Annotated in this window: 12 protein-coding genes; 10 read left to right on the forward strand and 2 right to left on the reverse strand. The window is 32.6% G+C overall.

Annotated features, from left to right (window positions below):
• Positions 1-5: 5 nt before the first annotated feature.
• The 4 genes from lipB to L0669_RS10120 all read left to right on the forward strand — a co-directional run bounded on the left by lipB (position 6) and on the right by L0669_RS10120 (position 3,311).
• A complete protein-coding gene (gene lipB, locus L0669_RS10105) occupies positions 6-707 on the forward strand; it encodes a lipoyl(octanoyl) transferase LipB (protein ID WP_263763201.1) in 702 nt (233 codons plus the stop codon).
• Positions 708-788: 81 nt separating this feature from the next.
• Complete coding sequence (locus L0669_RS10110) at positions 789-1,607, forward strand: AraC family transcriptional regulator (RefSeq protein WP_263763203.1); 819 nt, start codon at positions 789-791, stop codon at positions 1,605-1,607.
• A gap of 80 nt (positions 1,608-1,687) precedes the next feature.
• Positions 1,688-2,287 (forward strand): NAD(P)H-dependent oxidoreductase, encoded by a 600-nt coding sequence (locus tag L0669_RS10115; RefSeq protein ID WP_263763205.1) that lies wholly within the window; start codon positions 1,688-1,690, stop codon positions 2,285-2,287.
• Between the two features lie 172 nt (positions 2,288-2,459).
• Entirely contained in the window at positions 2,460-3,311 is an 852-nt protein-coding gene (locus L0669_RS10120; protein WP_173969924.1) for a nuclear transport factor 2 family protein, read from the forward strand.
• A 60-nt stretch (positions 3,312-3,371) separates the two neighbouring features.
• Here L0669_RS10120 and L0669_RS10125 read toward each other — a convergent pair whose 3' ends face one another.
• A complete protein-coding gene (locus L0669_RS10125) occupies positions 3,372-4,034 on the reverse strand; it encodes a ribonuclease HII (RefSeq protein WP_173969923.1) in 663 nt (220 codons plus the stop codon).
• Between the two features lie 173 nt (positions 4,035-4,207).
• Here L0669_RS10125 and L0669_RS10130 point away from each other — a divergent pair, with 173 nt between their 5' ends.
• From L0669_RS10130 to L0669_RS10150, 5 genes are all read left to right on the forward strand, one after another.
• Positions 4,208-6,175: a putative porin gene (locus L0669_RS10130; protein WP_263763207.1), complete on the forward strand. Its 1,968-nt coding sequence runs from the start codon at positions 4,208-4,210 to the stop codon at positions 6,173-6,175.
• Positions 6,176-6,220: 45 nt separating this feature from the next.
• Positions 6,221-7,582 (forward strand): pyridoxal-phosphate dependent enzyme, encoded by a 1,362-nt coding sequence (locus L0669_RS10135; RefSeq protein ID WP_173969921.1) that lies wholly within the window; start codon positions 6,221-6,223, stop codon positions 7,580-7,582.
• An 82-nt stretch (positions 7,583-7,664) separates the two neighbouring features.
• On the forward strand, positions 7,665-8,147 hold the full coding sequence (locus L0669_RS10140) for a 3'-5' exonuclease (RefSeq protein WP_263763209.1): 483 nt from the start codon (positions 7,665-7,667) through the stop codon (positions 8,145-8,147).
• A gap of 77 nt (positions 8,148-8,224) precedes the next feature.
• Positions 8,225-9,502 carry a DUF2851 family protein gene (locus L0669_RS10145; protein ID WP_263763211.1) on the forward strand — a complete coding sequence of 426 codons (1,278 nt, stop codon included), beginning with the start codon at positions 8,225-8,227 and terminating at the stop codon, positions 9,500-9,502.
• Between the two features lie 144 nt (positions 9,503-9,646).
• A complete protein-coding gene (locus L0669_RS10150; protein ID WP_007810860.1) occupies positions 9,647-9,874 on the forward strand; it encodes a PspC family transcriptional regulator in 228 nt (75 codons plus the stop codon).
• Positions 9,875-9,945: 71 nt separating this feature from the next.
• On the opposite strand, the gene L0669_RS10155 is transcribed toward L0669_RS10150, so the two are convergent.
• The gene (locus L0669_RS10155) at positions 9,946-11,397 is read right to left on the reverse strand and encodes an amino acid permease (protein WP_173969919.1); all 1,452 of its coding nucleotides are present in this window, start codon (positions 11,395-11,397) and stop codon (positions 9,946-9,948) included.
• 274 nt (positions 11,398-11,671) lie between these two features.
• On the opposite strand from L0669_RS10155, the gene L0669_RS10160 reads away from it, so the two are divergent.
• Entirely contained in the window at positions 11,672-12,574 is a 903-nt protein-coding gene (locus L0669_RS10160) for a ComEA family DNA-binding protein (protein ID WP_263763213.1), read from the forward strand.

Genomic DNA, 12,574 nt, shown 5'->3' on the forward strand with positions numbered 1-12,574 from the left:
TTAAAATGAATAAAAAAATTCAACTTCAGGATTTAGGAAGTAAAGATTATAAATCGACCTGGGAATATCAGGAAGAAATTTTCAAGGATATAGTCGACTTAAAAATCAAAAACCGAAGAGAAGAACTCGATTTACCAACACCCAATTATTTACTTTTTGTAGAACATCCGCATGTGTATACATTAGGTAAAAGTGGTGATCTTGAAAATCTTTTATTAAACGAAAAACAGCTGGAAGCCAAAGGAGCAACTTTCTATAAAATTAATCGTGGTGGCGATATTACGTACCACGGACCAGGACAAATTGTAGGTTATCCTATTCTGGACTTAGAAAATTTCTTTACCGATATTCATAAATATTTGCGTTTTCTGGAAGAAGCTATAATACTGACTTTAGAAGAATACGGTTTGAAATGCGGAAGAAGCGAAGGCGAAACTGGCGTTTGGCTCGATGCAGGAACTCCGTTTGCACGCAAAATTTGTGCGCTTGGTGTACGCGCTTCACGCTGGGTAACCATGCACGGATTTGCTTTGAATGTAAATGTAGATTTAGGATATTTTGATAACATTATTCCGTGTGGCATTCGCGGAAAAGGCGTGACTTCATTACAAGTAGAACTTGGCGTAGAAAAAGTAGATGAAACCGAAGTAAAAGCCAAAATCGTCAAACATTTGACGCAATTGTTTGAAGCAGAATTTGTTTCATAAATTTTAATTAACCGCAAAGTTCGCAAAGCTTTGTGCTCTTTGTGTTAATAATTACACCCTGGCTTTTTAAATATAAATAGTATGAAAAATGCTGAAGAAAATAACAATTATAGAATTGCCGTTCCTTCAGCATTTGAAACTGTTTTTTCTCATTTTTACTTTGCCGAAAATAAAACGGCGTTTCCCATAACAAAAACTTTATTGCCAAGCTTTCAGACCATATTGGTTTTTAACTTTGGAACAAAATCCTCTCTAAAATCACAGCAAAATACTTTTCTGGAAGTTGAAAAATGTATTGTTCTTGGTCCTATTAAACAAGCCTTTGATTATACTTTAGAACCTAATTCTGAAATTCTGGTAGCTAATTTTAAAGAAGATGCTTTTTACAGATTCTTTGGCAACGCACTTTTTGATTCCTTGCCTACTCATCCTGATGATTTAATCGATGAAAATTGTTTTACGCTTTTATGGGAAGAACTACAAAAACTTTCTGATACAAAAGAACGTGTCGATTATATTTTAGATTTCTGTAAACCTTATTTGCGGGAACAAAATGAGATGACAACACTTTTATCTGATTTTCAAAATCAAAATCTGAATCCAATAAAAGCCATTGCTTCGCAGATTAATCAAACCGAAAGAAATGTGCAGCTCAATCAGAAGAAACTCTTTGGTTATACCATTAAAGAAGCCAATCGTTATGAAAGGTTTTTAAAAGCGGTTAATAAAATTCAGGAAAATATAGTAAAAGAATCTAAAACAGATTGGTTAACTATTGTTGACGAATGCGGTTATTATGATCAAAGTCAGCTCATTCATGACTTTAAATATTATATGAATATTTCGCCCACAAAGTTTTTAAAATTTCAAAACGATATCTGCAGTTCTAAACTGTCGTAAAACCTCTTTTCGTTTTCTTACAATTGTACCCAAGTCTTGCGTTTTACATTTGTCATGTTCAATCTTTAAAAATAGAAAACATGAAAAATTTAATTGTTTATGCGCATCCCAATTCAGGTAGTTTAAATCATTTCTTCAAACAGACAGTTTTAGAAAGTCTTCAGAAATCAGGAGAAGAAATTGAAGTTCGCGATTTGAATCAAATCAATTTTAATCCGGTTTTATCCCTTGAAGATATGAACGGGCAAAGAATGGGGAAAGTCGCTGATGATGTAAAAACAGAACAGGATTTTATTACCTGGGCAGATCATATTATTTTTATTTATCCAATTTGGTGGACAGGAATGCCGGCGATTATGAAAGGTTATATCGATCGTGTGTTTAGTTACGGATTTGCGTACCGATACGATCAGGGAATTCAAAAAGGATTACTGACCGGAAAGAAAACAATCATCATTAATTCGCACGGAAAATCAAATGCAGAATATGAAGCAATGGGAATGGATAAAGCTTTGACATTAACCTCAGATACTGGAATTTTTACGTATTCAGGATTAGAAATTCAAGAGCATTTTTATTTTGATAAGGCAGACAGAGCTTCTCAGGAAAATGTTTCGGACTGGGAAAATCAGCTTAAAGCTTCATTTGAGATTAGGGATAAAGAATCTCTTTTGAAATAAAAAACGGATTTAAAAATCAAGATAATTGTAAAAAATATAAAAAAGGGCCTTTAATAAGAGAGATTTTGAATGGATCGCAAATTATGGAAATGTAGTACTACTATGGGTTTTTTATACTAAATTTGGTCGTATACTTTTAATAAAAGCTTTAGCTAACCTAATTTGATGACTTATGAGAAAAATCTACTTTATCTGTTTTATTTTTATGATTAATGGCCTTTTTGCTCAAAAGAAAGATAAATTAAATCCAATCGAGGTTTATGAAAAAGCATGGTCAGAACGCAAGAGCGAGGCAAGGTTAAAAATAATTAAAACAATTTGGCTGGAGGAAAGTACTTTCGAAGATCCTTCTGCATCCATAAAGGGAACCGCTGCGCTAAACAATGTTATAAATGAATTTTATAAAAAGAATCCGGATGCAGTATTTACATCAGGCCCGAAAGTTGTAAAAGACAATTATGTAAGCTGGGACTGGAAAATTTTAGATTCAAAAAACAAACTTATAATGGCCGGACGTGATTTTGCACGACTCAACGGAAAAGGTCAGGTGAGTAAAATTATTGGTTTTTGGAATCCGGAAGTCACTTTGTCTGAGTCTGAAATTTTGAATAATCTGGAAATTGAAAATTTTAAGATCGTAGCCCAATATTACGAGAGCCTGTTTAAGACCAGAGACTTTACTACAATGGCACATTTGATCGAAGAAGGCGCTGTCTATTATCAGGCTGAAGGATTGCCTTATGGAGGAAAATATGTAGGTTTTAATGAATGGACTAAAATGTATGCAAAATCAGCTGAATTTTTTGATCTAGAAATAGAGAAAGAACCGGTTTATTTTAGTGATTCGACCAAAAATGAAGTCATTATTTATTTTACCATAAAAACAAAAGCAAAAAAATCGGGTAAAACTCTTTTAATGCCAATTTCAGAACATTTTGATATAAAAGACGGAAAAATTACAGCAATCAGACCTTTCTATTTTGATACCAAACAATTTGCTGAATTCTTGAAAAGTAAAAAATAACAGAAAGCGAAAATACTTTACAAACAAAAAAGACTTATCTGTTTAGATAAGTCTTTTTTGTTATTCAAAATTCAATTCGAGTTGATCCGGCAAGAGCCTAAAACTCATTCGGTGGTATTTTGTAGTTCCGTATTTTTTGATGGCTTCCCGATGTTCTTTGGTCGGATAACCTTTGTTTTGTTTCCAGTTGTACATGGGAAATTCTTCATGAATTTGATCCATGTATTCGTCACGATACGTTTTTGCCAGCACAGAAGCTGCGGCAATGCTTAAAAATTTTCCATCACCTTTTATAATACTTTGATTAGGGATTGATTTTAGTAACTCAATTTCGGTGATAGAAAACTGTTTGCCAAAAGTATTCTTTAAGCCCAATTTAGCATTCAGAGAACGATTTCCGTCTACAATAATAAACTCAGGAACCTGATTTAATTTCAGGATACATTCCTGCATTCCTTTCATTGAAGCGTTTAAAATATTAATCTCGTCAATTTCGTTGGGATGCAAATGAGTGACGGAAAAACAAAGTGCATGTTGTTCGATGATGGGTTTTAAAAATACCCTCATTTTTTCTGTCAATTGTTTACTGTCGTTTAAAAGTTCGTGCTCAAAGTGGGTTGGTAAAATTACTGCAGCTGCCGTTACGGGACCAGCCAGACAACCACGGCCAGCTTCGTCAGTTCCGGTTTCCAGATTAAATCCTGAGAAATTCTTTTCGAGCATTTTCTTTTTTTTATTTGATTCGCAAATATTATAAAATTTTCTTTAAAAACATTCGTTCTCTTACTATTTGCTAAAGCAATGGTATAAATTGAAGTGTTTTTTTATTTATACGTTTTTATCTTTTACCTTTGCCAGACAAATTTTGCCAAAATAATTCCATATAAAGCGATCAAATGAGAATATTCTTTTTTCTATACCTATTAGTTGTACCCACTTTATTGTTTTCTCAGGAAAAAAATACTTCTAAAAATAGTTTAGATATGAATACAAAATATTCAAGTATAACTGATACTATTAAAAAGAAAAAGGCAAAAATTGCTACAATAGATCAATATCAGATTATTACGCTGGAGCACGATACGACTTATGTCGATACTTCCCTAACCTTAAAAAGTGCGTACAAACAAAACAATCTTCGCAAGGATGATTTCGGACTTTTGTCTTTTGCAAATATCGGACAGACATATAATACTTTGCAATACAGCTTAACGAGTTTTTCTCCTTATCCGGAAATAGGATTTAACGGAAAACACTTTAATTATATACAGGCAGATCAAATCAATTACTACTCAGCAGCAACACCGCTGACCGAATTGTTTTTTAATACAACCATAAATAAAGGTCAGAACGTAGATTCGTTTATTACTTTAAATACTTCAAAGAATCTGAATTTTTCTATTGCGTACAGAGGTTTACGTTCAGAAGGAGATTATATAAACCAATTGGTTAGTTCGGGAAATTTTAGATTTACAACAAGTTATTTTACAACTGACAGAAGATACGCGATCAACGGGCATTATACTTATCAGGATGTTCTAAATGAAGAAAACGGAGGAATTACTACGCCTTCTGACTTTGAAAGTGATAATCCGGATTATAAAAACCGTCAAAGATTGCAAGTGTATCTTACAGATGCTGAGTCGTTCTTAAAAGGCCGACGTTTGTTTTTTGATCATGCTTTTAGAATTAATCCAACTGAAGGAAATAATAATTTATATGTAACGCACCAGTTTAATTACGAGAACAAATTTTTTGAATACAATCAGGCAACAGTTCTTTCTACAGTTGGTACCAGATCTGTAAGACGATTTGGAGATTCGTACGTAACAAGTGGCATCAACGATCAGACACATTACGAAAGATTGTATAATAAAGTAGGAGTAGCGTATGAAAACTCTCTTTTAGGGAAATTTAATTTTTTCGTAGACGATTACAGATCTAATTATAAATATGGTAGAGTTTTAGTTGATGCTGCGGGAAATGTGATTCCGGATAATTTATTTTTACAAATTAACAATGTAGGCGGACAATTTGAATATCAAAAAAACAAATGGAACGGACGTTTTTTATATTCAAGATCGATTACAAACCAGTCGTTATCTGATTTAGATGCTAAACTGAAATATGATTTTAGTGATAAAATCCAGTTTGATTTTAGATATCGTAACATCAATAAATTACCAAATAATAACTACAATTTGTACCAAAGTAGTTATGTACAATACAACTGGTCGAACAATTTTAAAAATGAGAAAATTAATTCCCTTAGTGCCGCAGTTCGTACACCTTGGTTAAACGGAGAAGTTCAGTATACGGTTTTAAACGATCATTTGTACTTTGCAGATGTTTCCAACCCAGCTCAAAAAGCTGTTAATACACAAATTATAAATCCGGCTCAGTACGGAAATGCGATTAACTATCTGGAAATAAAAGCAAGTCGTGAATTTAAATTTGGCGCTTTTGCTCTTGATAATACACTTTTATATCAAAAAGTAGATCAGTCAGATTTAATCTTAAATGTACCGGATTTCGTAACAAGAAATACGTTTTATTATTCAGGTCACTTTTTTAAGAAAGCCTTGTTTATGCAAACCGGAATCGTTTTTAATTACTTTACAAAGTACTACGGAAATGGTTACAACCCTGTTGTTGGAGAATTTTATGTTCAGAAAGATAAAGAAATTGGCGGTTATCCGTTATTCGATGTTTTCGTAAATGCCAGAATTAGACAAACAAGATTCTACCTGAAGGCAGAACACATAAATGCTTTATTTTCTAAAAGCGACTATTATTCGGCGCCAAATAATCCTTATCGTGATTTTGTCATTCGATTTGGTTTAGTTTGGAATTTCTTCCAATAAAAACAGGCATATTATATTAAAAATCAAATATTAAATTAAATAGAAATGGACTTTTCAAATAACATTTTAGAAACAATTGGTAATACACCATTGGTAAAACTCAACAAAATTGTTGCTGAAATTGATGCGTTAGTATTGGCAAAAGTCGAAACTTTTAATCCGGGAAATTCTGTAAAAGACAGAATGGCCGTAAAAATGATTGAAGATGCAGAGGCAGATGGCCGATTAAAACCAGGAGGAACTATTATTGAAGGAACCTCTGGAAATACCGGAATGGGATTAGCGCTTGTAGCTATCATTAAAGGATATAAACTGATTTGTGTGATATCAGACAAACAGTCTAAAGAAAAAATGGATATTTTGCGTGCAGTAGGTGCCAAAGTTGTAGTTTGTCCTACAGATGTTGAACCAACAGATCCAAGATCATATTATTCTGTTTCAAAACGTCTGGCCGAGGAAACACCAAATTCATGGTATGTAAACCAATACGATAATATGTCAAACTCATTGGCACATTACGAACAAACAGGACCGGAAATCTGGAAACAAACAGATGGAAAAATTACTCATTTTGTAGTTGGAGTAGGAACAGGCGGAACTATTTCTGGTGTTGGGAGATATTTAAAAGAAAAAAATCCAAACATTAAAATTTGGGGAATCGATACTTATGGTTCTGTTTTTAAAAAGTACCACGAAACCGGTATTTTCGACGAAAACGAAATTTACTCGTATATCACCGAAGGAATTGGAGAAGATATTTTACCTAAAAACGTAGACTTCTCTTTAATCGACGGATTTACAAAAGTAACAGATAAAGATGCAGCGGTTTACACCAGAAAAATTGCACTTGAAGAAGCTATTTTTGTAGGTAACTCTGCCGGAGCTTGTATAAAAGGCTTGTTACAGCTTAAAGAACATTTTAAGCCAGAAGATGTAGTTGTGGTATTATTTCATGATTCAGGAAGCCGTTACGTAGGTAAAATGTTTAATGATGACTGGATGCGTGAGCGTGGTTTCTTAGAAGAAAACATTACAAAGGCTGAAGATGTTATCAAAGATCATATCGATAAACAATTGATCGTTGTTCGTACAGAAGAATTGGTTTCGCACGCTATCGAGCGTATGCGTAAATATAAAATCTCGCAAATTCCGGTTGTAGATATTAACGGATTTGTAGGTTCTGTGGATGAAACAGATTTATTTAGAAGTTATGTTGCGGATAAAAACGTAGCCGAAAAACCAATTAAAGAAGTAATGGGCAAACCATTCCCAATTGTAAAATTAGGAACTCCAATCGAAGAAGTTTCTAAATTGTTTACCAAAGAAAATGATGCTGTTTTAGTTGATCTTGGAAACGGAAATCATCATATTATAACCAAATATGATATCATTGGAGCAATAAAATAAAATAGTTTTAATAAAATTTAAATCCATAAATCTAATAGGAACAAATTAGATTTATGGATTTTTTAGCTTAATACATTCGAAAATGACTTTTACCGCGATAGATTTTGAAACTGCTACAGGACATCATCCGTGCTCTGTTGGAATTGTTACTGTAGAGAACGGAATAATTGTTGATGAGTTTGTTACTTTAATAAAACCGCCTAAAAACGAGTACAATCCTTTTACGATACGTGTACACGGAATCTATCCAAAAGATACCATTAATGCCAAAAATTTTGTGCAGGTCTATCCTGAAATCGAAAAGAGATTAAAGAACAGAGTGGTAGTGGCACATAACGAAAGCTTTGATCGTAATGTTTTAATGAAATCGATGATGCTTTACGGTTTGCAATATGAAGATTTGAATATAGCTGAAAAATGGGAATGTACCGTTAAGATATACAAGGCAAAAGGTTTTAAACCAACTAAATTAAGTGATTGCTGTCGTGAAATGAAAATTCAGCTAAATCATCACGAAGCCTTATCTGATGCAAGAGCTTGTGCTAAATTGTATATGTTGAGATAATAATGTAATATTTTGTAAGATTAATATTATTTTATTTAATTTTAGACTTTTTATAAACCAAAGTAAAAGTCTAAAAAATGAAAGAAGATTTTCTTCATTATCTCTGGAAATTCAAAAAGTTCGAAACCCTGAATTTAAAAACTACTCAGGGCGAGCAAATCACGATTATTAAAACTGGAGATTATTTAGAACTTGCCGGCCCCGACTTTTTTAATGCCCAAATTGTGATAGAAAATCAAAAATGGGCGGGAAATGTCGAGATTCATTTAAAGTCTTCGGATTGGTATGTTCATGGTCATGAAAAAGATGTGGCTTACGAAAATGTAATTCTGCATGTAGTGTGGGAACATGACACCGAAATATTTGGAAAAAATAATAGAGAAATTCCTGTTTTGATTCTGAAAGACTATGTTCCTTCAGAAATTTTATCCAATTATAATTCTTTAGTGTCGCCTAAGTCCTGGATCTTTTGCGAAAAAAGCATCGGGAAAATTGACGATTTTACATTTAACAACTGGCAGGAAAGATTATTTTTTGATCGCTTAGAACGCAAATCAAAATTTATTTATGAGTTGCTGGAAGAAACAAATCAGGATTGGGAAGGAGTTTTATTTTCCCTGTTAGCAAAGAATTTTGGTTTAAATACAAATGGAAATTCGTTTTTGCAAATCGCTAAATCTATTCCATTTTCTATTATCAGAAAAGAAAGTTTCGAAGTCGAAAATCTCGAAGCACTACTTTTAGGTGCATCAGGATTATTAGACGATGATAAGGAAGATATCTACTTTACAGATCTAAAACTGAGGTATTATTATCTTCTTACCAAATATCAATTAGAGAAACGACATATAGATGCTGTACAATTTTTTAAACACCGTCCGGATAATTTCCCAACCATTCGTCTTTCGCAATTGGCTAATTTATATCACAAACATCAAAATTTATTTTCAAAAATAATAGAACTCAGGTCAGTTAAAAGTGTTTATAATCTGTTGGGTGTGTCGGCTAGTTTATATTGGCAAAACCATTATCAGTTTGATAAAGAAAGTATAACGAAACCAAAATCATTATCTAAATCCTTTCTGGATCTTATCATTATAAATACTATAATTCCTATTCAGTTTGCTTATTCTAATATAAGAGGGGAATCTATTGCCGAGGAATTAATCACGTTTATGAATGAAGTTACCCCCGAGAAAAATGCTATTATAGATAAATTTCAATCCTTCGGAATTGCTTCAAAAAATGCTTTTGAAACCCAAACACTATTAGAACTTAAAAATGAATACTGCAATCATAAAGCATGTTTAAAATGCGCACTTGGTATGGAGTTACTGAAGAATAACCAGAATTAGAGAATTAGAAAATGAGTCAATGAGATAATTTTGTACTTTTGTTTTTCGTAGAAAATAATAAAATCCTGAGCGAATGCGAAGGATAAAATCTAAAATCTAAAATCTAAAATCTAAAATCTAAAATCTAAAATCTAAAATCTACCTATGTCAGCTATTTTAAAACTCAAATTCTTTTTCGAAAAATATGGTTTTCATGTTTCTTCAAGATTGGCCGATAAATTAGGTATGCGTGTAACAAGTGTACGATTATTTTTTATTTACATTTCGTTTGTTACTGCAGGTTTAGGATTTGGAGTTTATCTGACTTTAGCTTTTTGGATTAGACTAAAAGATTTAATTCGTGCTAAACGAACATCAGTTTTCGATTTATAAGATTAAAAACATAAAAAAAGGATCATAAAGTTATTTACTCTATGATCCTTTTTTTATATCTCTTTAGAAAATTATTTCTCCGGATTATTCAGTTTACTGTTTTTCTTACCATAAACAAAGTAAATTGCTACTCCTAATGCCATCCAGACTACAAGTCTTACCCAGCTTTCGTTAGGTAATGAATACATCAAAGCCAAACAAATTACGATACCTGCAATAGGCACAAATGGTACTAAAGGTGTTCTGAAAGATCTTGGAGCATCTGGCATTCTTTTACGCATTACCATTACACCAATACAAACAAGTACAAAGGCCAATAATGTTCCAATACTTACCATGTGTCCTAAATCGCTTACCGGAACCAATCCAGCAAATAAACTTACGAATACTAAGAAGAAAAGGTTAGTTTTCCACGGAGTACGAAATTTAGAGTGAATAGAACTGAAGAATGGAGGTAATAAACCATCTTTACTCATAGTATAAAACACACGGCTTTGACCTAAAAGCATTACCAATATTACAGAAGTATAACCCGCTAAAATAGCTACAATTAAACCAGTTTGTAAAAAGTCGTAACCTGTTTTTGCAAAAGCAGTTGCAGCAGGTTTGGCATCTCCGGCAAATTCTTTATAATTAACAAGACCTGTCATTACGTGAGCAAAAAACACATATAATAAGGTACATATAATAAGCGATCCTAAAATACCAATTGGCATTCCTTTTTGAGGGTTTTTAGCCTCCTGAGCAGCTGTAGATACAGCATCAAAACCAATAAAGGCAAAGAATACAGTTCCAGCACCAGCAGCAATTCCTGACCATCCAAACTCACCAAAAACACCTGTGTTTTCAGGAATATAAGGAGTATAGTTTGCCGTGTCAATAAAGCTCCATCCTAAAATGATGAAAACAAGTACTACAGCAACCTTTACAACAACTAAAAAGTTGTTTAATGATGCAGATTCTTTTGTTCCTCTAATCAATAATAAAGATAACATCGATACAATAAAAATCGCAGGTAGGTTAACAATACCGCCTTCGATTACTGTACCGTCACTAAGTTTAAGAGTTTCCCAGGGCGAACATATAAAATCGTGAGGGAGGTGAATTCCGTATTTGTTTAGTAATTCTAATAAGTAGCGGGACCAACTTACACCAACTGTGGCGGCTCCCAAAGCATATTCTAAAACTAAATCCCAGCCAATAATCCAAGCCATAAATTCTCCCATTGTAGCATAAGAGTAGGTATATGCACTACCCGCAACCGGAATCATAGAAGCAAATTCTGCATAACAAAGTCCGGCAAAAGCACATCCAACGGCTGCTAAAACAAAAGAAAGAGTAACTGCTGGTCCTGCATGTTCTGCAGCAGCAATTCCTGTTAACGAGAATAATCCGGCTCCAATAATGGCTCCAACTCCAAGTGCAACGAGCGACCGTGAAGATAGAGTTCTTTTCAAGCCTTTTTCAGATTCGGAAGCTTCGTCAAGCAATACCGAAAGTGGTTTAGTTTTCCAAATTGACATATTATAATATTGGTTTATTGTTATTAAGCTCCAAATGTATCGTTTTTTGTAAAAAATAAAAACAATTATCTCTTTTTAAGTTATAAAATATTAAATTTTTTGCTAAAACCTCCGTTGATTATTCTTTAACTGCTGGGATTCATTAAATTAATTGGCCTTTATTAGCGAAAAATGCAATTTTAAAAACAATAACATATTTAGTATATTTCTTGTTAAATTAATCATTTTTCCCTTAATTTACAGGATTTATTAGAAAACAATAATTTTAATTGTAATGAATTTTAGCCCGTTTGCAAAATATTTGAAGTTTACAAAACAACAACGTACAGGAATTTTTTTACTTTTTATTTTTATAATGATATTACAGACAATTTATTTTTTTGTCGACTTTAGCTCACCCGAAAAATCTTTTCAGGAAAAAGACGAATGGATGTCTTTGCAATCAGAAATTGATGCTATGAAACTTGCCAAACTTAGTGAGAAACCAAAAGTCTATTCTTTCAATCCCAATTTTATTACAGACTATAAAGGCTATAAATTAGGAATGTCAGTTCAGGAAATCGATCGTTTGTTGGCTTTTCGCAAAGAGAACAAATATGTAAATTCAGCAAAAGAGTTTCAGGATGTAACAAAAGTTTCAGATTCTTTATTAAATACAATCGCACCACTATTTAAATTTCCAGATTGGACTAAGAATAAAACTGATTTTAAAACAGAAAGAAAAGAATTCGCAACAAAGGAGAATTTTAAAAAAGACAATTTCAAAAAGGAAAAAATTATAGTTCTGGATATCAATCAGGCGACGCAAGAAGATTTGATTAAAATTTATGGCATTGGCGAAGCATTATCAGCAAGAATTCTAAAACAAAAAGAAATTTTAGGATGTTTTGTTTCTATGGAACAAATGAATGATGTATGGGGGCTTTCGCCAGAAGTTATCAGTGAACTCAATACTCATTTTAAAGTCGTATTACCTTCTTCATTTAAAAAAATAGCCATAAACGATGCGTCTTTAAAAGAATTATCGCAGTTCACTTATTTCAAATATGCCTTGGCAAAACAAATTGTAACGTATAGAAGTATGAACGGAAATATTAATAATATTGAGGATTTATCAAAAATTAAAGGTTTTCCTGTTGAAAAAGCAAAAATAATTAGTTTATATTTGGAGTTCTAA

It is taken from the genome of Flavobacterium bizetiae (assembly GCF_024271895.1).
GTDB classification, from domain to species: Bacteria; Bacteroidota; Bacteroidia; order Flavobacteriales; family Flavobacteriaceae; genus Flavobacterium; species Flavobacterium bizetiae.

What these genes read in the sequence shown, in the direction of transcription:
- lipB (WP_263763201.1), top strand. Translation starts at nt 6, where the DNA reads ATGAATAAAAAAATTCAACTTCAGGATTTAGGAAGTAAAGATTATAAA.
- L0669_RS10110 (WP_263763203.1), top strand. Translation starts at nt 789, where the DNA reads ATGAAAAATGCTGAAGAAAATAACAATTATAGAATTGCCGTTCCTTCA.
- L0669_RS10115 (WP_263763205.1), top strand. Translation starts at nt 1,688, where the DNA reads ATGAAAAATTTAATTGTTTATGCGCATCCCAATTCAGGTAGTTTAAAT.
- L0669_RS10120 (WP_173969924.1), top strand. Translation starts at nt 2,460, where the DNA reads ATGAGAAAAATCTACTTTATCTGTTTTATTTTTATGATTAATGGCCTT.
- L0669_RS10125 (WP_173969923.1), bottom strand. Translation starts at nt 4,034, where the DNA reads ATGCTCGAAAAGAATTTCTCAGGATTTAATCTGGAAACCGGAACTGAC.
- L0669_RS10130 (WP_263763207.1), top strand. Translation starts at nt 4,208, where the DNA reads ATGAGAATATTCTTTTTTCTATACCTATTAGTTGTACCCACTTTATTG.
- L0669_RS10135 (WP_173969921.1), top strand. Translation starts at nt 6,221, where the DNA reads ATGGACTTTTCAAATAACATTTTAGAAACAATTGGTAATACACCATTG.
- L0669_RS10140 (WP_263763209.1), top strand. Translation starts at nt 7,665, where the DNA reads ATGACTTTTACCGCGATAGATTTTGAAACTGCTACAGGACATCATCCG.
- L0669_RS10145 (WP_263763211.1), top strand. Translation starts at nt 8,225, where the DNA reads ATGAAAGAAGATTTTCTTCATTATCTCTGGAAATTCAAAAAGTTCGAA.
- L0669_RS10150 (WP_007810860.1), top strand. Translation starts at nt 9,647, where the DNA reads ATGTCAGCTATTTTAAAACTCAAATTCTTTTTCGAAAAATATGGTTTT.
- L0669_RS10155 (WP_173969919.1), bottom strand. Translation starts at nt 11,397, where the DNA reads ATGTCAATTTGGAAAACTAAACCACTTTCGGTATTGCTTGACGAAGCT.
- L0669_RS10160 (WP_263763213.1), top strand. Translation starts at nt 11,672, where the DNA reads ATGAATTTTAGCCCGTTTGCAAAATATTTGAAGTTTACAAAACAACAA.